The 21,657-nt window shown below is 42.2% G+C and carries 19 protein-coding genes and 3 tRNA genes; 16 read left to right on the forward strand and 6 right to left on the reverse strand.

Annotation, left to right across the window (positions count from 1 at the left end):
- The first annotated feature begins 5 nt into the window (after positions 1–5).
- The gene (locus tag IQ276_RS14515; protein WP_199342357.1) at positions 6–572 is read left to right on the forward strand and encodes an antibiotic biosynthesis monooxygenase; all 567 of its coding nucleotides are present in this window, start codon (positions 6–8) and stop codon (positions 570–572) included.
- 122 nt (positions 573–694) lie between these two features.
- Here the strand turns inward: IQ276_RS14515 and IQ276_RS14520 are convergent, their stop codons facing one another.
- The gene (locus IQ276_RS14520) at positions 695–1,075 is read right to left on the reverse strand and encodes a hypothetical protein (protein WP_193914060.1); all 381 of its coding nucleotides are present in this window, start codon (positions 1,073–1,075) and stop codon (positions 695–697) included.
- A gap of 118 nt (positions 1,076–1,193) precedes the next feature.
- On the opposite strand from IQ276_RS14520, the gene IQ276_RS14525 reads away from it, so the two are divergent.
- Positions 1,194–1,391, forward strand: coding sequence for a hypothetical protein (locus tag IQ276_RS14525; RefSeq protein WP_193914058.1), 198 nt, complete (start codon positions 1,194–1,196; stop codon positions 1,389–1,391).
- A gap of 289 nt (positions 1,392–1,680) precedes the next feature.
- On the opposite strand, the gene IQ276_RS14530 is transcribed toward IQ276_RS14525, so the two are convergent.
- Positions 1,681–1,857 carry a hypothetical protein gene (locus IQ276_RS14530; protein WP_193914056.1) on the reverse strand — a complete coding sequence of 59 codons (177 nt, stop codon included), beginning with the start codon at positions 1,855–1,857 and terminating at the stop codon, positions 1,681–1,683.
- Positions 1,858–2,081: 224 nt separating this feature from the next.
- Between IQ276_RS14530 and IQ276_RS14535 the strand changes: the two genes are divergently transcribed.
- Complete coding sequence (locus IQ276_RS14535; RefSeq protein WP_228042829.1) at positions 2,082–3,494, forward strand: RNA-guided endonuclease InsQ/TnpB family protein; 1,413 nt, start codon at positions 2,082–2,084, stop codon at positions 3,492–3,494.
- A gap of 85 nt (positions 3,495–3,579) precedes the next feature.
- Here the strand turns inward: IQ276_RS14535 and IQ276_RS14540 are convergent.
- Both IQ276_RS14540 and IQ276_RS14545 read right to left on the reverse strand, forming a co-directional pair.
- Positions 3,580–3,664: transfer RNA gene (locus tag IQ276_RS14540), tRNA-Ser, on the reverse strand.
- A gap of 78 nt (positions 3,665–3,742) precedes the next feature.
- Positions 3,743–4,672, reverse strand: coding sequence for a TIGR04168 family protein (locus tag IQ276_RS14545; RefSeq protein WP_193914091.1), 930 nt, complete (start codon positions 4,670–4,672; stop codon positions 3,743–3,745).
- Positions 4,673–4,821: 149 nt separating this feature from the next.
- On the opposite strand from IQ276_RS14545, the gene nadA reads away from it, so the two are divergent.
- The 3 genes from nadA to IQ276_RS14560 all read left to right on the forward strand — a co-directional run bounded on the left by nadA (position 4,822) and on the right by IQ276_RS14560 (position 6,160).
- A complete protein-coding gene (gene nadA, locus IQ276_RS14550) occupies positions 4,822–5,796 on the forward strand; it encodes a quinolinate synthase NadA (RefSeq protein WP_235115667.1) in 975 nt (324 codons plus the stop codon).
- A gap of 124 nt (positions 5,797–5,920) precedes the next feature.
- Positions 5,921–6,003, forward strand: a tRNA-Tyr gene (locus tag IQ276_RS14555).
- A gap of 85 nt (positions 6,004–6,088) precedes the next feature.
- A tRNA-Thr gene (locus IQ276_RS14560) sits at positions 6,089–6,160 on the forward strand.
- Positions 6,161–6,266: 106 nt separating this feature from the next.
- Here IQ276_RS14560 and IQ276_RS14565 read toward each other — a convergent pair.
- On the reverse strand, positions 6,267–6,398 hold the full coding sequence (locus IQ276_RS14565) for a Rieske 2Fe-2S domain-containing protein (protein WP_235115668.1): 132 nt from the start codon (positions 6,396–6,398) through the stop codon (positions 6,267–6,269).
- 558 nt (positions 6,399–6,956) lie between these two features.
- On the opposite strand from IQ276_RS14565, the gene arfB reads away from it, so the two are divergent.
- From arfB to IQ276_RS14585, 4 genes are all read left to right on the forward strand, one after another.
- A complete protein-coding gene (gene arfB, locus IQ276_RS14570; RefSeq protein WP_193924483.1) occupies positions 6,957–7,370 on the forward strand; it encodes an alternative ribosome rescue aminoacyl-tRNA hydrolase ArfB in 414 nt (137 codons plus the stop codon).
- A gap of 283 nt (positions 7,371–7,653) precedes the next feature.
- Positions 7,654–8,793: a glutamate--cysteine ligase gene (gene gshA, locus IQ276_RS14575; RefSeq protein WP_193924481.1), complete on the forward strand. Its 1,140-nt coding sequence runs from the start codon at positions 7,654–7,656 to the stop codon at positions 8,791–8,793.
- Positions 8,794–9,461: 668 nt separating this feature from the next.
- Positions 9,462–9,923 carry a tRNA (cytidine(34)-2'-O)-methyltransferase gene (locus tag IQ276_RS14580; protein ID WP_190879147.1) on the forward strand — a complete coding sequence of 154 codons (462 nt, stop codon included), beginning with the start codon at positions 9,462–9,464 and terminating at the stop codon, positions 9,921–9,923.
- A gap of 826 nt (positions 9,924–10,749) precedes the next feature.
- Complete coding sequence (locus tag IQ276_RS14585) at positions 10,750–12,999, forward strand: peptidoglycan DD-metalloendopeptidase family protein (RefSeq protein ID WP_235115669.1); 2,250 nt, start codon at positions 10,750–10,752, stop codon at positions 12,997–12,999.
- 117 nt (positions 13,000–13,116) lie between these two features.
- Here IQ276_RS14585 and IQ276_RS14590 read toward each other — a convergent pair whose 3' ends face one another.
- Positions 13,117–14,307: an FAD-dependent oxidoreductase gene (locus IQ276_RS14590; RefSeq protein WP_193920074.1), complete on the reverse strand. Its 1,191-nt coding sequence runs from the start codon at positions 14,305–14,307 to the stop codon at positions 13,117–13,119.
- A gap of 380 nt (positions 14,308–14,687) precedes the next feature.
- Here IQ276_RS14590 and IQ276_RS14595 point away from each other — a divergent pair, with 380 nt between their 5' ends.
- The 6 genes from IQ276_RS14595 (at position 14,688) to IQ276_RS14620 (ending at position 21,518) form a co-directional block, all read left to right on the forward strand.
- Complete coding sequence (locus IQ276_RS14595) at positions 14,688–15,191, forward strand: hypothetical protein (protein ID WP_193920076.1); 504 nt, start codon at positions 14,688–14,690, stop codon at positions 15,189–15,191.
- Between the two features lie 5 nt (positions 15,192–15,196).
- Complete coding sequence (locus IQ276_RS14600; RefSeq protein ID WP_193920077.1) at positions 15,197–15,481, forward strand: hypothetical protein; 285 nt, start codon at positions 15,197–15,199, stop codon at positions 15,479–15,481.
- A gap of 278 nt (positions 15,482–15,759) precedes the next feature.
- A complete protein-coding gene (locus IQ276_RS14605; RefSeq protein WP_193920079.1) occupies positions 15,760–16,308 on the forward strand; it encodes a (2Fe-2S)-binding protein in 549 nt (182 codons plus the stop codon).
- Positions 16,295–17,269 carry an FAD binding domain-containing protein gene (locus IQ276_RS14610; protein WP_193920081.1) on the forward strand — a complete coding sequence of 325 codons (975 nt, stop codon included), beginning with the start codon at positions 16,295–16,297 and terminating at the stop codon, positions 17,267–17,269. The genes IQ276_RS14605 and IQ276_RS14610 overlap by 14 nt, the downstream gene beginning before the upstream one ends.
- Positions 17,270–18,244: 975 nt before the next feature.
- Entirely contained in the window at positions 18,245–19,204 is a 960-nt protein-coding gene (locus IQ276_RS14615; protein ID WP_193924523.1) for a phytanoyl-CoA dioxygenase family protein, read from the forward strand.
- Positions 19,205–19,328: 124 nt separating this feature from the next.
- Complete coding sequence (locus IQ276_RS14620; RefSeq protein ID WP_235115670.1) at positions 19,329–21,518, forward strand: xanthine dehydrogenase family protein molybdopterin-binding subunit; 2,190 nt, start codon at positions 19,329–19,331, stop codon at positions 21,516–21,518.
- Positions 21,519–21,657: the final 139 nt, after the last annotated feature.

Below are 21,657 nucleotides of genomic sequence, written 5' to 3' on the forward strand. Positions count from 1 at the left end.
AGCCAATGGATCAAATTAAACGACCTATCAATTTAGCCCCTGGAGTCATTGCGATCGCTCATCGAGTTAAACCGGGATTAGAAGCTGCATTTGAAGAAGCTACACGAGGAGTGACTCTGGCAGCTAGCACATTCCCCGGCTACTTGGGAAGTGACGTGCTATATCCCGCCACTAAACGAGGTCAGTGGCAGCTAATTCTGCGGTTTGACACCCCTGAACACTTGCAAGAGTGGGAAGAATCCGTCATCTGTCAAGGTTGGATTGCGCGAGCGCAGGCCTTGACTGTAGATCAGCCCAAAGTTATGCGTGTCAACTGTCTGGAAGCTTGGTTTGCCTTACCAGAAATACCTCATGCACCGCCGCCACCCAAATGGAAAACAGCGATCGTCAGTGCAGTCGGCCTTTATCCAGTCATTTCTTTCTTGCCTGGACTCCTTAGACCGTTTACCAGTACGCTACCTTTTTGGCTGGCTAACTTGGTGAGTATTAGTATCATGATGCCGTTGATGACTTGGGTGATCATGCCCCAAGTAACACGCCTGTTTAAAGGATGGCTTTATCCATCTAATTAGAAAAGCAAAATTTCGCGATCGTTACCATAGGGAACTTAAGCTTTTAAATTGCACAGCCACTTATGCTGTTGACGGTTGACGGTTAACTATCAACCGCCAACAGCCAACAGTTAACATTTATGCTATTTATTCAGTGTTTCAATTGCTTCTTGAATCAATTGCTTAGTCTTGTGAAGATTTAGCAGTCTAGTTTGGTTGTAGCGTTCAGGCAATGCAAGTAAGCTACCCTCCAGCGTTGCGCGAATCAGCGCGGCTTGTTCATCAGTAGGTTCTCCAATTTCACAAAGCATCATGCCAAGCGCTTCAGTACTTCTCCAACCAGGATTCCTTAAACCTGTTTTTTGGTCTTGGAACTGCCCAATAGCTTGCATTGGAAAAGCCAATAAAGGAATAATCCAGCTTGTTTTATACCCTGGATTCCCTACTGGCTTGACTTCGTACCGTGCAGCTAAATCTTTCAATTCTTTAAGGGTTTTGCTTTCAAGTTCAGAACGTGTAAACATAGAAATGCCTAATTTTGTAATTGGGTGTGGCAGCTATCCCAACTCGTGAGGCTCGGCTAGCTGCCAATTAAATTATCGCATGAAGTCTTGCGATATAATTAATATAAAAAATATTTTTATGCCTAATTACGAAGAAAAACCTTATTTAAAAAACCATCAATTTACCACTAATAGGGAAGAATCATTAACCGCAAAAATAACTCTCAGACTTGCCCCATCAATGCTGGAAAAATTAAAAGGTCTAGATAACTACCCAGAATTTATCAGGCAAGCAATTTCGGATGCACTAAATAAGTTAGAAAGTTCAAAAGATTGATAGTAATTAAGAAATTGTAGAAAAGTTGTTGGCTTTGACCAAAGCTTTTAGTTTGGCATATCAATCATTATGTAGATGCTAGTAAAGGGTAGCATTCGCTTGACTTTCTAGCATAATTTATGGCAACGGTAGAGAGGAGCGATCGCATAGAAACAATGAAAATATCGCACTTCCATTTTCTAATGAATTAAGAAGTGCGATCGTCAAGCAAATTAATTGAATAAAAAAATATTACTATGGTGCAACAGTCAATACTTAATTAAGCTCGAAATAAAACTACCTAGCAATATTAGGACATCATACCACCGCCAGCAACACCTCCAGCAGTCACTTTACCTGCAATTATCCCAAAAGCGGGATTAGATGTAATTGCAGTTACGGTAACACCGACTACGATACCAGCTAGAATACTAGAGGCAGCGTTAACTGCGAAATCAGCAGCGTATTCTTTGCAGCTTTTTGTCATTTCCAACTCCTTATAAAGATTTAGCGAATTTATTCTTATTTTTAATATTATTAACTGGTTAAATTATTATTTATTCCGTGCAATTTCGCAAAAAAGTTAAAGATTTACTTTAACAATTTGTTCAATTATTAATATTTTTATATATTACACATTTTTTCAGGAAATATAAAACTATGATAAATATGAAATAAGTAAATTTTCGGTTAAATCTTCTCCTGAATTGAATGCTACTCGCATACGTGTACAAGCTCAGTCCTTCACTTAAACAAGTTCAAAAAATGGAGCGTTGGCTTCATCTGCTTCGCCTCCAATACAACTTTCGAGTTACAGAAAGGACACAAGCATACGAGCAAGCAAAAGCACCTGTAATGGGTAACTACTGTATTATTCAAACTCAAGCTGAGTGTTGTCCACTGACTTGTTCAGTTAGCAAGGGTGCTTTATATGGTAATCCCTGGAGTACCAAAGGTAAAAAACGTAGTCCATTAGCACAACAAGATGCCAATTTGGTAGACCTGAAAAAAGAACGACCTTGGTATGGTGAGGTTTGTTATCACGTTTTACAACAAATGCTTAAGCAGGTGGATGCTGCATTTGTACGTTTTTTTAAAGGCTTAGGTAAATATCCAAAAACAAAACGAAGGGGAAAATTTCGCTCTTTTACCTATCCAGCAGGAGATGTTGGCTTTAAAGGAAAGAAAGTTAGATTACCCGGAATTGGCTGGATGCAATTTTTTCAATCTCGACCCTTTCCACTTGGTTTTAAAATTCGTTCTACCACTGTGCGAAAAAAAGCAGATGGCTTTTATCTTTCTGTTTTATTGATGGATGATACAGTTCCTAATCTTCCAGCACCGCAGCAAATACAAGCAGCGTTAGGAGTAGATTTAGGTATTAAAAAACTTGTATCTTTTAGCAATGGTGAAACTATTGTAAATCCTCGGTTTTACAAACTTGTGGAACGGAAACGATCGCGTCTTCATCGTGCTGCTAGTCGTAAAGCGTTAGGTTCGCATCGTCGTCAAAAAACTTTTCAGCGTATGGCTAAATTAGAACAAAAAGTTACTAATCAAAGAGAAGATTATCAATGGAAGATAGCTCATAACTTAGTCAAGCAATTCGACCTGATTGTATTTGAAAATCTGAACATTCAGGGGATGATGGCACGCTGTAAACCCAAACAAGATGAAAATAGCAAGTATTTACCAAATGGTCAATCTGCAAAATCTGGGCTGAATAAAGCGATCGCTGATGCTGCTTGGGGTTCCCTAAAACAGAAGGTCAAAGTATTGTCCGAAAGGGCTGGCGTTCTGGTGCATGAAGTTAACCCAAAGTTTACCTCCCAAGAATGCAGCGCGTGCGGATATGTCAGCCCCACAAACCGAGATCAAGAAAAGTTTATCTGCGAAAAATGCAGTCATCACGCTGATGCAGACGTTGACGCTGCAAAAGTAATCTTGAAGCGCGGTTTGGATGCACTGGGAATTAATTTAGATGCTGTATCGGGAGTCCCCCGAAAACAGGGTAAAAGTACGCCCAAGGAGCCTGTTGCAAGACAGGGGAAATCAACTGCGTTGGCGGTTGAGCCTGGGAACCCTCAGCAAACAATTTGTTTGAGTGGAGGAGAGATTGAGTAATCATCTCTTGGAATCCTCTGGCGTTAGCCAAGTGAAAACCATCAATTGAAATCGGATGAGGCTAATAAAACTTTCAGCCTAAAAACGGAGAAGGGGAGATTCGAACTCCCGGACTCTTTCGAGTCTCTCGATTTCAAGTCGAGTGCAATCGACCACTCTGCCACCTCTCCAGTAAATCTGTCGAGCTACAGCTTACCCACATTTGTAGGTTAGCACCAAAGCTGACAGATAATACTATATCCTATCATCTACGCAGGTTGCACTACTGAATGCGATCGCTCATAGAAAATTTCTTCTGACACCACCTGAAAGTCATTCCCCACCCACACCAAGGAGGCTTGGGTAATCACACCCGCTTCTAAAGAAACCAAGGAAAAATTACGCAGCTTCTCGCCGTCATTTTCCACTATCCTGGGCACAGTAGCCGCATTCAAGTAAATTGTTCCCTCTGGACTTCTAAAAACGGGCTTTCGCAGTTCTTTCTTGGTGTGCCGTAAAGTTCGGTGCATGTGACCAAATGTCACCAGGGGAATAGTCTTACCAGCAGTCAGAGCCTGAGAAATCGCCTCGGCAAAATCTGGATCGCCAAAGTCGCCGCCAATTGGGTGCCAGTCTTTGCCGCAGGGGTCTTCTGGCCGATCGCCTAACCCACTAGGCCCGTTATGACCGAGAAAAATAACCGTCTGGTAAGCAGCGCTTTTCACCGCTTTGACGATGCGATCGCCAGATTCTTCCAAATCTGTGATCCCGTAACGTTCGCGGCAGATTTCCGCAAATTTCCATTCCGGCCCACCCCAAGTAAAGGGACGACCCCCCACTACAGTTAATTCCCAAGCCGGAAAATCTAATTTACCGTAACCGACATGGGCAGAACCTAATAAATCGAGTTGTTCCTGTACCCAGTCTTCCTTAGAGCGGTCGTAGGGGCACTTTTTGCGTCCCCATTCCGTAGCTGTGAACCAGGCATCGTGGTTGCCCATGACTGCTGCTTTGGGAATATCGAGGGAAGCGATCGCTTTCACCACTTCCACCGACTCGTTACCAAAATCCCCGACAAACAGCACTAAATCAACACCCAGATGCTTGAGTGCAATGCCATCTTCTACTTCCCATTGGTCGTGAACATCTCCAACTACAGCAATTTTGAGGGTTATCGAATGAGTTTTCTGACTGGTCATGCCACTTTCCTTGCCGTCTTTCTCCAGCATAGGAAACTCAGCCGGATTTGGACATAATCTCTAGGAAATCAACCACCCACTATTTTTGGTAAAAACTACTATAATTAATCAACAAGACAAAAAATTGCAACTGAGAGCAACCCCTAACTGTGTTTACCACTGCACTAGCTCAACGAGAAAAAACCCAACCGGGCGAACTACCATTAGATTTGTTTACCGCCATTGAGAGTCTGAAAAAAGAACTTAACGCGGTGATTCTGGCGCATTATTATCAAGAGCCGGATATTCAGGATATTGCAGATTTTATTGGGGATTCATTACAACTGGCCAAAGCAGCAGAAAAGACCAGTGCAGATGTGATCGTCTTTGCCGGTGTTCACTTCATGGCAGAAACAGCAAAGATACTGAATCCCGATAAATTAGTGCTTTTACCAGATTTGAACGCTGGTTGCTCTTTAGCAGATAGTTGTCCACCAGAGGCATTTGCAGCTTTTAAAGCAGCGCATCCAGATCATCTGGTGGTGTCTTACATCAACTGCTCTGCTGACATTAAGGCAATGAGCGATATTATTTGTACTAGTTCCAATGCCGTCAAGATTGTACAGCAAATACCGAAAGAGCAGCCGATTATTTTTGCCCCAGACAGAAATTTGGGGCGCTACGTCATGGAACAGACTGGACGAGACTTGGTGCTGTGGCAAGGTAGCTGTGTTGTCCATGAAACCTTTTCAGAAAAGAAAATTGTCGAGTTAAAAATTGCTCATCCAGAAGCAGAGGCGATCGCCCACCCAGAATGTGAAACTAGTGTGTTGCGCCACGCCAGCTTTATCGGTTCCACAGCAGCTTTACTTAAACATTGTCAAAACAGCCCCGCCCAGGAATTTATCGTGGCAACGGAGCCTGGAATCATTCACCAAATGCAAAAACTAGCTCCCCAAAAGCGCTTCATTCCCGCCCCGCCCATGAATAACTGCGCTTGTAACGAATGTCCATTCATGCGGTTAAACACCCTAGAAAAGCTCTACTGGGCAATGAAAAATCGCACTCCCGAAATCACCATGTCAGAAGATATCCGCCTTGCTGCACTGCGACCAATGCAACGAATGCTGGAGATGAGCGTGTAGTTAGGATAAGTTTCTACAAATTGTAGAGACGTGGTTTTATTGCGTCTCTACCAAAAATTTATTTTTTCTACCCACTTGCAATTTCTAAAAGCTAGTGCTATGATGTTGAATCGTGAGACAAATCGGGTCGGTGTCCGAGTGGTTAATGGAGACGGACTGTAAATCCGTTGGCTAGCGCCTACGCTGGTTCAAATCCAGCCCGGCCCACCTCTTACGAATGAATAATAAGTTATAATGGCTGGGTAACATTCAAACTGCCCAGCATTATACCTTAAGAACAAAAACTATTTTCGCCCGTGTGGCTCAGTGGTAGAGCACACCCTTGGTAAGGGTGAGGTCACGAGTTCAATCCTCGTCACGGGCTTTGTCCAGAGATATTTACCAGTTGTAAAACATCCTAGATTGTCCTAAAACGTGTCTTAAGTACGGGAAAAACTAAGGATGCTTTGCTAGGGGTTGACTTTTGACTTTTAACTTCCCCGAAGGGGCTGACCGTCACTGCCAAACTGCCAATCGTGATATAAACACTCAATTTTGCCGTCAATAATTTGTCGTTCAGAAAACTTGGCTGTACGGTGAGGACAACGATCTGTTAAACACATAAATTGTCCATCTTTGTTTTTGAACGTACAAGGAAAAGCTATGAGGGCGGTTGGTGGACAAGTCTTGCACAAACGTAAGGGTATACCAACATTGCCTCCAGTTAAATTCTTGCTTCTCCTCAAGTGTCTCAAAGTTGACACTCTCCGCCCTATAAGGGCGAAGATTCTTGCTTCATGGGGATTCCAACGAATTTACCCTCAGCAAGCATCTTGACCGTATGCCCTACGGCTGCAAGTCCCCGAACGAGAACTACTTGAGCGGCTGCCACGTCCCTATCGGTGGTATCGCCTGTAATGTCTCTGTTTATAAGGGACTTCCAACTAAAAAAATATTCCATCACTGTGAAGGCAGGGGGCAGGGGGCAGGGGGAAAGAACAGTCCCGTTGAGTCCAGAAATTGGAATAATTTATTTTTTGGAGTTCCCTAATGTCATCGTTTTCTCCAGGTTTCTATGATTTTATACCCAACACACAAGGGACTAACACTTTTTTTAGTGCGATCAGCTTGCCTTGCTGGAGAGCGATCGCGTAGCACCAATAACGCTATATATTTAAGTTATGCTGCAAATATCAAATATTATCATTATTCACGATAGTGAACTCGAAATTAGCGCGATTCGTTCTCAAGGAGCAGGGGGTCAAAATGTCAACAAGGTTTCTACTGCCATCCACTTACGCTTTGACATTGAGGGTTCATCACTACCCGCTTTTTATAAAGAACAGCTTTTGAAGCTCAACGACCGACGCATTACCCAAGAGGGAGTCATTGTGATCAAAGCCCAAGAATACCGCAGCCAAGAGCAGAACCGGGAAGAGGCTTTGAAAAGACTTCAAGAACTTATTAAAAGCGTAGTCGTGCTGAAGAAAAAACGCAAACCTACCAAACCAACTCGCAGTTCTCAAAAAAAACGTCTTGACAGTAAAACTAAGCGAGGACAGATTAAGTCCATCAGAAGGCAGGCTATTGATTAAAAGGCGAATGCTTTGATAAGTGTTTGGTCTATGCTAATCGTTTTAAACAATCAATTTTAATCAACACAGACGGTCTAAAACCATACGGTGCGTACATATAATTGGATATTTTTAGTACAAAATATTAATAATTTTTAAGAGGACAACCTCACAAATCTGTCGTCCTGATTTGGGATGAATTGGGGATTCAATGATTCTTAACCTTTGATTGAATCAAAGATAGATCCAGAGATTCGTCTAATTCGATACAATTTATAGGCAACAGAGAGCCAAGGAGAACAAGGTGGTCTTATTAAAAGGCTTTGAGATTGAGATGTATACTGGCACGCCTCAAGGTGAAATCGTTGGTCTCTCCGACAAAATTGTTGCAGCTTTGGATGGATTTGTTCGGGAGCCAGATAGCCGCAACGTGGAATATATAACCCAGCCATCGGCTAATTACGATAATTTATTGTGTGCCCTATTGCGTCCCAGGCGGACGCTGCGAAACTACCTCGATCGCTTGGGCAATTACACCCTGATACCAGGGAGTACCTTGTCCTTGGCTGGGAGCGATCGCTTTGTGCGTTCCGATCCAGCTAACCCCTATCATGACTACATTGAGCAAACCTACGGTACAAAAGTAGTCACTGCCAGCGTACACATAAATATAGGCATTAGCGACCCAGAAATATTAATGCGGGCGTGTCGGGTAATTCGTCTAGAAGCACCTTTATTTTTAGCCTTGAGTGCCTCATCTCCCTTCTTGGACGGCAAAGCTACTGGCTATCACTCCACCCGTTGGGGTTTGTTCCCGCAGACGCCTAGCCACGTGCCGTTATTTGCCAGCCATGCTCATCATATCCAGTGGGTGGAAAATCAACTAGCTGCTGGAACAATGCAAAATGTGCGGCATTTATGGGCGTCAGTGCGACCAAATGGCGATCGTCGTCCCTACGATTTAAATCGGTTAGAACTGCGAATTTGCGATTTAGTTACAGATCCCATTTCCTTACTAGCGATTACTGCCTTATTAGAAGCGCGTCTGTTACAAATAATCGAAAATCCTAGCATCGACCCATTAACCCAAAGCACCTTTTCTGCCGAAGAACTCGTTACTCTAACTGCTGACAACGAAGCAGCAGCTGCTGCTGCTAGTCTTGATGCTCAGCTAACCCATTGGCAAGATGGCAGAAGCATCACAGCGAGAAATTGGATTGGCGAAATTTACGAAGATGTTTGGGCGATCGCTAAACAACAAGGCTTCAGCTGTTTCCTTTCACCTTTGCACAAAATTCTCCGCGAAGGCAATGAAGCTCAACAGTGGTTGCAGTTACACGCAGTCGGTTTTGACAGCCAGTGCGTCATCACCCAGGCTATTATTGCCACCCAAGAACGGGAAATCGAACTCGAAGATAAATTGTGTTCCTCCCTGCTGGCGTAGTCTAAGGTTTTAGCGATTGGGGACTGGGGACTGGGGACTGGGGACTGGGGACTGGGGACTGGGGACTGGGGACTGGGAGATGAGGCAATACTGCGTAGGTTTTGGAATTTCTTGGTTGAGGCAAGCTGTTCTTGAGCAGGGGGAGAAATGGAGGCAGGGGAGGAGTTTTACCTCCCCTGCAACGCCAGCCTCCCCTGCCTCCCCTGCTTATCCGAGCAGTATTGGGAGATGAGGGAGTGTGAGGAGATTAGAAAAAAGCTTCCAGCTTCCTAACCTTCCTACACCTCTCATACTCGCAATGCCCCAGTCCCCAATCCCCAATCCCCAATCCCCAATCCCCAATCCCCAATCCCCAATCCCCAATCCCCAATCCCCAGTCCCCATAGCCAATGCCCAATTGTCTTCCAACAAATGGTAGATTTTTGGCAAACGATACTCGGTGGAAAAGACACAAGCAACTACTCAATCTACATAAAACTTAATATTTGCTGATTTCAGCCAAATATGCTCTCAGGCAGTGTTCTGAGAGGGTTTGCGCTTCGTTTTAAAAATCTAATCGATGGTGAATGCTTGATTATTATTAACAAAACCTATCAATAGCCTCTACCTTTTGGTAGATTTTACATTGACAAGAAATTATTTTATACAATACGTAAATTATACGGACAATGCCCCAGGTAGTTTTAGTTAACCCACAAATTCCTCCTAATACAGGTAACATTGCTCGTACCTGTGCAGCTACGGATACGGAGTTACATTTAGTGGGACCTTTAGGATTTGAAATTAGCGATCGCTACCTCAAAAGAGCTGGCTTAGATTACTGGCCTTATGTCAAGCTGCACTACCATGAATCGTTAGAAGCCTTTAAAACAGTACGTCGTGAGCGTGGAGGCAGATGGCTGGGTTATAGTGTCGCCGGAAATATTAATTACGTCAGCTTTCAATTTCAAGCCGATGATTGGTTGCTATTTGGTAGTGAAACCACTGGCTTAGCACAAGAAGTTCTGTCAGATTGCGATGCTACTCTGTATATTCCGATGAGTCAACCTGGCGTTCGTAGCTTGAATCTCTCAGTCAGTGTGGCAATCGGTTTGTTTGAAACTCGTCGTCAGTTAGGCTATTTACAATAGTTGCTTACCTAAACTACTATAAGTATATATACTGAATTATTTTCTAGAAACCAATCAGATGACTGATTTGTGCCAGCAAAAACTTTCCTGGTTATCGTAAAAACAATGTAAAAAAAGAACCCAAAAATGTGTTTTTGAACAAATTGTAGTGGAAGATACTTACAAGAAGGGTAAGCTTATTATAAGAAATTTGTATATAAAACTTGGGATAATGCCAAATTTGAATGATAGATTTTGATGAATTTGCAGCATTCCATATTGGGGAACAAAAGGGGTAAAATTCATTCATGTAGCCCATTTGAGCTATTTTTGCTCAGATGACCCTAAGATTGCTCCCCAAAAGTAGCCGATAGTTAATACGGTTGTTTTTTAGGGAATAATCAACGTAAAGTCTCGTGTTGGGAAGACGGATTGTGTAGAAATTTCTTGAAGATATCTACAGCAGGGGGCATCGCTTTTCCAGAAGTCGCAGCAATTTAATTCTCGGCAGCGACTATGGACTTGACAGACTATTTGCCAAGTCCCCGCGATTGACGCAAGACAAGCGCGGATAAAGGAAAAAAGAGAAACGTCCTAAATGGTGTGAGGAGTGGTTCGGACAAGTAAACACAGCAATTTTTAAGTTTTGCTAACACATGTGAACTTGTCTAAATCAGAGAAGCAGGTTAATCTTGCGTAAGCATCTCTGGTGAATGTGATCTTGATCTATCGTTCGTTGTGATCTAAGTCATTGACTAGTATCCAACTGAAAAATCGAGGTCAGTTAAGCGCTAGTGATCATAGGAGGTCGTCTTTGAAACGAGCATTGAAAAAGAGAGTAAAAGCTGTGTTGAAAAATAACCCCAGCAGCGATGATGCCCCGGTAGAACAGCTAAATTTAATTAATCCAAAAGTTAATCGCCGGGTGCGGACAAAAGCCGCCATGATTGGCTTGGCAATCTCTATGGGAGCAACCAGTCTTTTGGTGACTCGACAAAGCGATCAAGCCCAAGCAGCGGTGCCTGTAGGCAGCCAAAAGGCAACCTCAACCATTCCTGCTGTTCGTGACACTGAGGTGAAATTCGCCTCCACTAAGCTGGAATCCCAAGCAATCTCGTTATCGAGCGTGCCGGAAAATCCTGTTGTCGTGGAACCAACAGCAGTCTCACAGTTGCCTGGGCTTGAAGCTAAATGGCAAGTTGCGGCCAGTGGAACGTCTTTGCAAGTTCCTGCATCAGAAACCTTTTCCCAAGCAGCACCAGCTGATAAAAATCCCACTGACTCGAAGTCCCAAGCGGCACAGGGGTCGAACAATACCTTAGCTGAGACTAGTTTTCCAACAGTCAACAAGCTATCTAACTCTAGTGCTGATGGATTGGTTGACAGTACAAATGTATTGCCGACTGTCCTACCACAAACAGTAGCAACATCTGGCACACCCAGCAGTGAAATAAATGCACAACTTAAGGCGCAGCAAGAGTTTGCGCTGAATCGCTTACAAGAAAAATCGAACCGTTTAAGAAAGAGTCTGGCACAATTGCGGTCTGGGGAGACCGAAAATTTATCACAAACTGGTATTGGGAATACTGTAGTTGAGAAGACTGTATTAGCCCAGTCAGAGACTTCTGGCGATGCGAAGAAAGCCAAGTTGATATCGAGCTTAAAACAGAAGACACAAGACAGACCAGCATCAACTACACCAACAACATTGATTGCGTCCTCGACTAGAACAGCCTACGAAGTCAAGCCTGGAGATACCCTAGCAGCGATCGCCAGCAGACACAATACATCTGTATCAGAACTAGTTAAGGCAAATAACCTCAATAATCCGAATCAACTGCAAATCAGTCAAAAGCTGATTATTCCAGTTGCTCAAGTTGAGGCATCAGTACCGATTAAACCCAGTTTTGTCGAGTCCACTAATACTCCCAAAGCCACTTCGCCTGTGACCATTGGTAGTGCTAACTCATATCTACCTAGTTCACAATCGTCAATTATTGCTGATAACAGTAGCGTTACTGTCCCTACACCGGTAACTGCGAACAATCAGATTCAGGCAAATAGTGCAACCGACTTGCAAACAGCCCCCATCGCTCCTAGAGCTTATGGCGTGGGTGGTGAAACCCCAGTACCAAGAGTCTTTACCGAAATCCAGCAGCCTGAAAAACCAACAAATAGGGTAGCAAGGGGTAACAATAACAATAATGACCGTTTGCGGGGCTTACAAGCAGAAATCCAGAGGTTGCAGCAGAAATATCGCGCTCAACAGTCTGGGAATTTAGAAGTGCCAGTTGCAGTTACTGAAAGCAACAGTGCTACGACATTCACTCCTGTTTCTACCCGCAATAATTTCACTATACCTAATTCCGTGTCCCGACCGAATAACGTAGCGATACCAATTCCGGTTCCGACACCCAGAGCTAACTATAATGCTCAACCAATTAAGCCCCAATTCCGTGCTACCATACCCGCTAACGAGCCAATAAATCCAGAGTTCTTACCCAATCTAGGATCTGCTGGTCAGTGGACTCCCCCTCGCAATCCATCTGGCACCAGAGTTGCAACGCCTCCTAGACGGGTAAACGCCTCGGATTCTTTAGGAAAGTTGCGGGGAACCACAGTTTCTCCCCAGACAATCCCACCTTTGGCAGCAGTGGATCAATATCTGCCCAGAGCGATTGACGAAACAACACCCCCTCCATCTAGTTCATCTGTAGCTTACCAATGGCCGGCAAAGGGCACTCTTACCTCCGGCTATGGCTGGCGCTGGGGAAGAATGCACAAGGGAATTGATATTGCTAATTCCACTGGCACACCTGTTTTCTCTTCCGCTGAGGGAATTGTGGAAAAAGCTGGCTGGAACAACGGCGGTTACGGTAACCTCGTTGAAATCCGCCATCCTGATGGCAGCAGTACTCGCTATGCTCATAACAGCAAGATTCTCGTGCAAGCTGGTCAGCAGGTGAGCCAGGGAGAAACAATTGCTTTAATGGGTAGCACTGGTCACAGCACCGGGCCACACACCCACTTTGAAATTCATGCATCAGGCAAGGGTGCTGTTAACCCAATAGCTATGTTACCAGCAGCACGCCTGTAATTCTTGGTTATCTGTAACTAAATCATTGCCTTGTTAATTGAGGGAGTTTATCTCCCTCTTTTGCTTTTTATTTAAAAATCACTCTAATAGTACAATTGTATTTTCGCAGACTAAAATTTAACTCGCTACAGTTGGCTTGTAACTATACACCCATTTGTGAAAATCATCATTCAGCGTCATTTGCCGCTGCTGTGTCTGGCTGGGAGATGCAAAGGTGTCGTCATAGTAGCGCATTTCACCCAAAGCACTACGAGCTTGAATGATTTTTGTGCGCTCGATGCGCGGGTGTTCGTAGCTAGTGAGGGCTGCTTCGAGAGTAGCTGAGTGAGAAAAACACTCTGCTAGTTCGTAAGCATCCTCAAAAGTGCTATTAGCTCCTTGTCCCATAGCTGGTGCCATTGGATGGGCGGCATCACCTAAGAGAGTTACCCTGCCTTGACTCCAGCGGGTTAAGGGTGGGCGATCGCAAATTGGCCCTTCCCAGATTTGCTCGGCCGGTGTCGCTTCCACTACCGCCCGAAAGGATTCGTCCCAATCGGCTAATTCTTGGAGAATGCGAGATTTGACCTCATCGGCGTTCTGAGAAAGAGAGTAATCAGGCGAAAATTTGCGACTAATCCAACTGGTATAGCCGCCTCCCACATTCAGAAGGTACATGAACTGTTTATTACCTTTAACAAAAACGAGTTCATAATCATTAAATAACTCGTGGTGATATTTGATGACGGCACGCCAACACATACTACCAATATAATTAGGCTGACCCTCGCCAAATAAACTTTCTCTGACGATGGAGTTGACGCCATCAGCCCCAATCAACAAATCTGCATATACTGGTTTTTGGTCATCAAAATAAACTTCCACACCGTTTTCATGTTGCTCAAAGCCGATGCAGCGATGATTTAGGTGAATGATGTCAGATGGCAATCTGGATGCCAAAACTTGCTGCAAACGATACCACCAAACAGTCAATAATGGTTGTCCGTATTGCTCTAAATATTTAGTTTGATGAGCCCGGATTGTTTCTCCTTGAATATTCTTTAAAACCGTGTGGTTAACTTGGCATCCTGAGCTTTTTAGGGTTTCGACTATTCCCGGTGCGATCGCATCTAAAGCATTTAAGCCATTAGGAGCTAGTCCTAATCCGGTTCCACCCGGACGAAATTGTTGTGCTTTTTCGTACACTTGAACGTCAATACCTTGGCTTTGAAGTGCTATGGCAGTAGCCAAACCGCCTGGCCCAGCGCCAACGATCGCAACTTTCTTTACTATCGGTTTGGATAATTTCTGAGTTAGATTTATGTCCATATTAAAAGTCAGAAAGAATATCCCCACAAATACATCTGCTTTCTCTATGCCTCAAGTCAGTTGCTCTGCAACCTCACGTTTGAGCCAGACTCACACTTGCTATTCTGACTTCTGAGTATTTTTTAGTCAATCTTCCTGAAGAATCAACCCTGAATTGGTGTTCTGATGGGTTGTGATCAGCCCTGTGGTTACTGGTGGTAACAAAAAATTCACACCTATAGAATTTTTGTCAATCTCGCAAACTGGAAATTAGATATCATTACGTCCATTTTGGCAATAAATTACCCAAACTCAACTTTTATTTCTCAAAAAATCTACCGTAGGGAGCAATGTTTGCTGTATCATTTTTGTATTCAAAAATGATTGTGAACAGAGTTTGTATGAAATTTAAATCAGCTTCCATATATATCGGTTTAGGCCTTCTGAGTTTTTCAGTAAGTTCATTACCCCGTGTTGTAAATCCACCACAAGTCCTTGCCCAAGAAGTTAGTCCTTCATGCCCTCTGCCAGCTGATATTGCCATTACCTTCCTAAATTCAGAATGTAAGGAAGTAAAATTAGAGCAACCCCAAACTTTTTATCGCTACTATAGTAGCAGTAACAACAAATATGGCAGGTATTTAACAACTGACAAATATAAAACGAATGTAGAAGTAATCAAGAATCTAGCTTTAAATCAAGAATGGGGTAATCAAGCCACTCAGATACTAACAGTAACTTTGCCAGCAGGAACCTTAACTTATCAAGGCATTGTTGGTCCTCAGACTCCCAAAGAATGCTATCCAGGTGGTGGACAACAGACATTCATTAAAGACTCAAAAGATCCAAATATCAAGTGGTCTGAGGAAGGAAATATTGTTGCAGAAAAGTTTAGTTGCCCGTAAAATTTATGGAAACCAACACAGAACAATTTCTCAAGCTGATAGATCGAGCTTCTGAGATTACCGAACAGATGCTCAAAGACAAACAACCTGAATCTTCACCACGTTTAAATAACGTCATCAATGCCCTACAATCTATTAAAAGTAAGGCAATAAATGGTAAACTCGAACCATCAGGAGGAGTCTCAACTCTTGGTTTGGCTCGTGAAGTAGCGGATTGGATTGAACCGTTAGATTCGCCATTATTAAAAGCTGTAGGCAGTATAGAGGAGTATTACCAAAAACACCTCTAAATTGGCTATCTAGCTTATTTACTGGAACATGACCGCCAAATAATTTTAGATTTTAGATTTTAGATTTTGGATTGATATCATACCCATACCTCGAGCATTCCTGCTCTTTATATATGGGCTTAAGTAAAAAATTGTAGATTTGGGATGAGAGGATTTGTTCCACAAACAAAGCAAGCTTGCTCTAAAACCTGATTTGAAGTTTTGGCTCGATAATCCAAAATTTAAAATCTAAAATCTAAAATTAGGCAATAATTGAATTATTCACATCTGCATGAAACATGGAAGAAAATTCCTTGGTTGCAATCAATTCAAAGTCTCTTACCCAGGAATTAAAAATATTGAGTTCCGAGGAAGCAGAATTATCGCTGAATGTCAATAATGTTTCCTACTCACTCAAACTAGAACCTCGCGTTACTTTACTCGATGCACTACGTGAAAAACTGGGTTTGATGGGTACAAAAAAAGCTTGCGATCGCGGTGAATGTGGCGCATGTACTGTATTAGTTAATAATCGGCGAATTAACTCTTGTATGACATTAGCAGTAATGCACATCGGCGCTGCAATTACTACTATTGAGGGATTAGCACAGGATGGAAAACTTCATCCTCTACAAACAGCCTTTATGACCCATGATGCTTTTCAATGCGGATACTGTACATCGGGACAAATTGTATCTGCCGTAGGAATGATATTAGAAGAAATGCCCAAATCTGAAACAGAAATTCGAGAGAAGATGAGTGGAAACCTTTGCCGTTGTGGAGCATATCCGAATATGATTGCAGCGATTCAGGATGTTCTAGAGGAAATGGAAGATGCAGCCATTTAGTTATGCTAAAGTTTTTTCAGAAGAAACAGCGATCGCCACAATTGACCAAGACAAAACTGCGGCCTTTATTGCTGGTGGAACTGATTTATTGGGATTGATGAAAGATGGGGTACAAGTAGCGAATACATTAATTGATATTAACAGTTTACCACTAGCAGATATTGAATTTAAAACTCATGGAATTCGCATTGGTGCAATCTGTAGATTGAGTGATGTAGCCTTTAATTCTCAAGTTCAAAAATGTTATCCAGTAATTAGTCAGGCTTTGCTACAAAGCGCTTCGCCACAACTGCGAAACATGGCAACTGTGGGCGGGAATTTATTGCAACGAGTTCGTTGTGGGTACTTTCGTGACCCAGTTTTTCCCTGTAATAAACGCACTCCAGGTAGAGGTTGTGCGGCAATTATAGGCTACAATCGGATGCACGCTATTTTTGGGGCTAGCGAACACTGTATTGCTGTTCATCCGTCAGATTTAGCTGTAGTTTTGACGGCATTAGATGCAATCATTTGCGTTCAAGGCGTAGAAAAAACACGGCGAATTTCAATTCATGATTTTTATCTTTTGCCAGGTGAAACACCACAAACAGAAACTTTATTACAACCTGGAGAATTAATTGTTGCTATTGAAATTCCAGATTTTGCATATCAATCTCATTATTTAAAAGTTAGAGATCGCGCTAGTTATGAATTTGCTCTCGTTTCCGTAGCTATTGCCTTAGAAACAGAACAAAATATTATCAAATCAGCACGCATCGCTTTTGGAGGCGTAGCGCCTAAACCTTGGCGTGCATGGGAAGTTGAGGAATTTATTCAAGGAAAAGCAATCAATACAGCTACGTTCACAGCCGCAGCCGAACTTGCAATTAAACAAGCGAAGCCGCAAACACACAATGAATTCAAAATTGAATTAGTCAAACGCGCTTTAATTCGTGGGCTTTCAACTTCTTGTGGCGTTTGAGCAACGGCTACTCCTTGAGTTTTTCAAGCCTAGAGTTCAGTTATATGGTTTTATTGACCAGTTAGGGATTTCCAACAAATAATAGGACTTACGCACTCTACAAATGCATCGTGGTGTGAATTAAAGATGCATAGGTTGTTTCAGGCTTTTCTTAATGATCGTGCGATGCCTACGGCGGTAAACTACGTAAATAGACCACGTTGTAGGGGCACAGCAATGCTGTGCCCCTACAAAAGATGCGGTTTTTAAACTTATTTATATTTGGTATTTATTGTCAATGCGTAAGTCCTAAATTTATCCAACTGCCTTTCCTCCGGAATGCTACGGCAACGGGTAGCGTCTCGTACAGAAAAATTCCTAGAGTGTGCGTAAGTCCTACCTAATTTAAAGGCTAAGGCAACGAAACCAAGTTTCAGGTAGAGTTTCTAAATTTGTGTGTACACTGTAGCCCTTTGTCAAGGGAAGGGTTAGGGTGGGCTAAAAACTAGAATTGTAATAGTGATATTCGTCACACTTTTACTGTGACGAATATCACTAATTGCAAATTATTTAGGTTGTAATATTTCTTTCATTGTTTGTAAAGCAAAAAGCTAGCTCATAAACTGGTAGTAGCCTTAATAATTTGTTATCTCTCAATTAGCCGATCAAGAAATTAAGACTATGTTGGAGCAGTTATGAGTATTGTCTGTTAAGTCCTGAATTATCTCTGTAAGTAAATTTGAGGACTTGACTATTAAATAAATTTTTCTGAGTGCTGAAGTTTCTAGGTACTAGCAAATCGCCGCGCCAAAAGACATAATCCAGCTTTTCAAAACAGCAAAAAGTTTGAGTGAAGTTACTTTTTCATTAAGCGACTGTGCATTAAATACAAGTATTATTTAAGTAACTATTAAATTGATGAAAGTAAAAATTTAGTATTAGCCTGAAAAAATTGACAACTATTGGCTAGATATTAGCTGTTGAGAAAACTTGTTTATGATGCTAAAAAAAATCAAAAAAAAATTTCCATTGCAATATAATATTTGTTATGAAAATTATATAGGTTTAACTAAAAACCCTCGTTGGTTGTTGATGCGTAAAGTTGCTAGGTTCGGTATAGGAAGATCATTCAGAGATTTGTTGCATAAGAAAAACAAAGATTTTTATCAAAAATTCCTAAATGAAAGCTCTAGTTTTTTTCCAGATATTGATGTGGACTTGGTAGTCAAGAATCTGAAGCAAAATGGATTTTATTTGGGTATTAATCTTCCAGAAGAAATAGTAAAAGAAATAGTTAATTTTGCTGATTATCATGCTTGCTATGGTGATTATAAACCTCATTTAGGCTTCTTTTATCCTCAGAAGGAATTAGCGGAAAAGCATTATAGTCAAACATTTAAATTAGCTGGATATTTTAATACAGCTTTGCATTGTCCTGCTATTAAAAAGCTGCAAAATGATCCTAAACTATTGGCAATAGCTGCTCAGTATTTAGAGTGTAAGCCGGTACATTTATCCAATCAATTATGGTGGAGTTTTGCTGGAGAAACAACAAAATTTGAAAAAATGAAAACATTTCAAATGTTTCATTACGATCTAGATGATTATCGCTTTTTAAAATTTTTCTTTTATTTAACTGATGTTGATGTATCAGGTGGACCTCATGTTTGTGTGAAAGGCAGCCACAAGCAGAAAAAGTTTTCCTATTTATTATTACCTAAATGTGAAAGTGACGAAGAAATTATTAACTATTATCAACCAAACTCATTAGTAACTATTTATGGCAAAGCAGGGTTTGGCTTTGCTGAAGATACCTTTTGTTTCCATAAAGGAACTACTCCAATTAACAAAGACCGCCTGATGTTACAAGTGGAGTTTGGCACAATTGATTACAATATGCAGCATGATACAAGAGACCCATTAATTTTGCGAACTATGATTAATTCTCAAGCATAATTTCTCATACCAACTCTATATAGTAGTCCGATTTGATTTATGAAGTGTAGAGAATTTTTTTCAAAAATCAAATAGGATTCCTATATGAGGCTGCATAAAACCTAGAATAGGGAAAGCAATGGTTATGAGTAAAATTATTGGTAAACCAGTAGATCGCGTTGATGGTAGACTGAAAGTAACGGGACAAGCACCATATACAGCCGATGTGCCCATAGAGAATCTGACTTATGGCGTAATTTTTGAAAGTACGATCGCCAGTGGTAAAATTATTGAAATAGACACATCCACAGCCTTAACTCTCCCTGGTGTAATAGATATCATCACTTACGGTCAAACACCATCGTTAATTAAAATACCCTTCTTTTCTCCTCCAAAAACTCAGCCAACCGAGAAAGATGACAACATCTACTACAATGGTCAACACCTGGGAATTGTAGTTGCCCAAACTTTAGAACAAGCCGAAACTGCCGCTGCTTTAGTCAAAGTTATCTACGAAGAAGCATCGCCAACAATGACATTAGCAGAGGCAGAGATATTTGAGCCAGAAACAGTATTTTTTGGCATGATGCCAGGTAAAATTACTAGAGGGGATATAGAATCTGGCAAAGCACAAGCAGATATTCTTGTGCAGCAAGTATATACCACACCAATGGAACATCATAATCCCCTAGAACCTTCTGCAACCATAGCGATGTGGGAGGGGGATAATTTGATATTATATGAAACCAGTCAAGGCGTTTCTGCAACCCAAAGAGCGATCGCATCTGTTTTGAATATTCCCCAGGAAAATGTCCGCGTCATCTCCAAATATTTAGGCGGGGGATTTGGTTGTAAAGCACTTTTAAGGTCTCATACTATTCTTTGTGCGATCGCCGCCAAACGAGTCCAGCGACCGGTGAAAGTTGCGTTAGAGCGATCGCAAATGTACACTAATTGCGGCTACCGTTCCCAAACTCAACAACACCTAACGCTCGGTGCAACCAAGGAAGGTAAACTAACGGTCATTACTCACATCGGCACATCCTTAACATCCCAATTTGATGATTTTGTGGAACCCGTTGGTGCGCCAACAACAATGATGTACGCCTGTGACAATTTGGAAGTGAAATATCGTTTGGGACGCATCAACGCAGGCACACCAACCTTTATGCGCGGTCCAGGAGAAGCACCAGGGATGTTTGCCCTAGAATCAGCAATGGATGAACTGGCATCTGCCTTAAATATTGACCCCATTGAACTGCGACTGAGAAATCATGCAGATATCGATCCCCACACAGGATTACCTTGGTCAAGTAAATCTCTCAAACAATGTTACCAAAAAGGTGCAGAGATTTTTGGTTGGTCACAACGCAACCCAGTTCCCCGTTCCAGGCGAGAAGGTGATTTTTTGATTGGTTCGGGAATGGCAAGTGCGACATTTCCCAGCAACTCTGGTTCAGCATCAGTGAAAGTAGAAATTTTTGCCACTGGAGAGGTGAAAGTACAAACTGGTACTCAAGACATCGGTACAGGCACATATACAGTCATGAGTCAAGTAGCCACTGAGGCATTAGGTTTACCAGTGCAGTTTGAACTAGGTGATAGCAACTTTCCTAAAGCCCCCATCACAGGCAATTCAATTACAGTCGGCAGTGTTTCTCCGGCAGTGCATAAAGCAGCGATCGCCGCACGAGATAGAATGATAGAAATGGCGATCGTAGATCCAAATTCCCCTCTGTATGGCTCTGAAATACAAGATATTACAGTTGAGTCAGGGCAAATATTTTTAAAACAAAACCCATCCCAACGAGACAGCTACACCGATATTCTGCGGCGTCAGGGATTAGAAAGTTTAGAAGTCACAGAACAAAGCTCACCCAGCCCAGAGAGTAAAAACTATGCCAAACACTCTTTTGGTGCCATCTTTGTAGAAGTCGCCGTTGATGAACTTTTGGGAGAAATCAAAATCAGACGTTGCGTAGGCGTTTATGATGCAGGGCGAATTCTCAACTTCAAGACAGCACGCAGTCAAGTTGTCGGGGGAATTACTTGGGGAATTGGCATGGCATTGATGGAAAAAACCGTAATGGATGTTAATCACGGCAGAATAGTTGGCGCTAATCTTTCGGATTGCTTGATTCCCGTTCATGCAGATATTCCAAATATGGAAGTGCAATTTGTTGAACAACAAGATGCTTATGTGAATGCACTAGGAACCAAAAGCCTGGGAGAACTTCCCATTGTTGGTGTAGCCGCAGCCATATCGAATGCAGTTTATCATGCCACAGGTAAACGGATTCGTGATTTGCCAATTACACCAGACAAGTTTTTGTGAGTGAAAATGAAACCTAGAGAATAGACCTGCCTTGAAAATAGGGACTCTTTACTGGGGACTGGTGACTAGGAAAGAAATATTTTTATTCCTTCGTTGTGAATTGTGTTCATGGAGTCTCTTGCATAAATATTTTTTTGTC

This window comes from Desmonostoc muscorum LEGE 12446 (assembly GCF_015207005.2).
Classification (GTDB): Bacteria; Cyanobacteriota; Cyanobacteriia; order Cyanobacteriales; family Nostocaceae; genus Nostoc; species Nostoc muscorum.

Coding starts and splice junctions, on each gene's coding strand:
- IQ276_RS14515 (WP_199342357.1), top strand. CDS start 6: ATGGATCAAATTAAACGACCTATCAATTTAGCCCCTGGAGTCATTGCG.
- IQ276_RS14520 (WP_193914060.1), bottom strand. CDS start 1,075: ATGTTTACACGTTCTGAACTTGAAAGCAAAACCCTTAAAGAATTGAAA.
- IQ276_RS14525 (WP_193914058.1), top strand. CDS start 1,194: ATGCCTAATTACGAAGAAAAACCTTATTTAAAAAACCATCAATTTACC.
- IQ276_RS14530 (WP_193914056.1), bottom strand. CDS start 1,857: ATGACAAAAAGCTGCAAAGAATACGCTGCTGATTTCGCAGTTAACGCT.
- IQ276_RS14535 (WP_228042829.1), top strand. CDS start 2,082: ATGCTACTCGCATACGTGTACAAGCTCAGTCCTTCACTTAAACAAGTT.
- IQ276_RS14545 (WP_193914091.1), bottom strand. CDS start 4,672: ATGACCAGTCAGAAAACTCATTCGATAACCCTCAAAATTGCTGTAGTT.
- IQ276_RS14565 (WP_235115668.1), bottom strand. CDS start 6,398: ATGTGTTTAACAGATCGTTGTCCTCACCGTACAGCCAAGTTTTCTGAA.
- arfB (WP_193924483.1), top strand. CDS start 6,957: ATGCTGCAAATATCAAATATTATCATTATTCACGATAGTGAACTCGAA.
- IQ276_RS14580 (WP_190879147.1), top strand. CDS start 9,462: ATGCCCCAGGTAGTTTTAGTTAACCCACAAATTCCTCCTAATACAGGT.
- IQ276_RS14590 (WP_193920074.1), bottom strand. CDS start 14,307: ATGGACATAAATCTAACTCAGAAATTATCCAAACCGATAGTAAAGAAA.
- IQ276_RS14595 (WP_193920076.1), top strand. CDS start 14,688: ATGAAATTTAAATCAGCTTCCATATATATCGGTTTAGGCCTTCTGAGT.
- IQ276_RS14600 (WP_193920077.1), top strand. CDS start 15,197: ATGGAAACCAACACAGAACAATTTCTCAAGCTGATAGATCGAGCTTCT.
- IQ276_RS14605 (WP_193920079.1), top strand. CDS start 15,760: ATGGAAGAAAATTCCTTGGTTGCAATCAATTCAAAGTCTCTTACCCAG.
- IQ276_RS14610 (WP_193920081.1), top strand. CDS start 16,295: ATGCAGCCATTTAGTTATGCTAAAGTTTTTTCAGAAGAAACAGCGATC.
- IQ276_RS14615 (WP_193924523.1), top strand. CDS start 18,245: ATGATGCTAAAAAAAATCAAAAAAAAATTTCCATTGCAATATAATATT.
- IQ276_RS14620 (WP_235115670.1), top strand. CDS start 19,329: ATGAGTAAAATTATTGGTAAACCAGTAGATCGCGTTGATGGTAGACTG.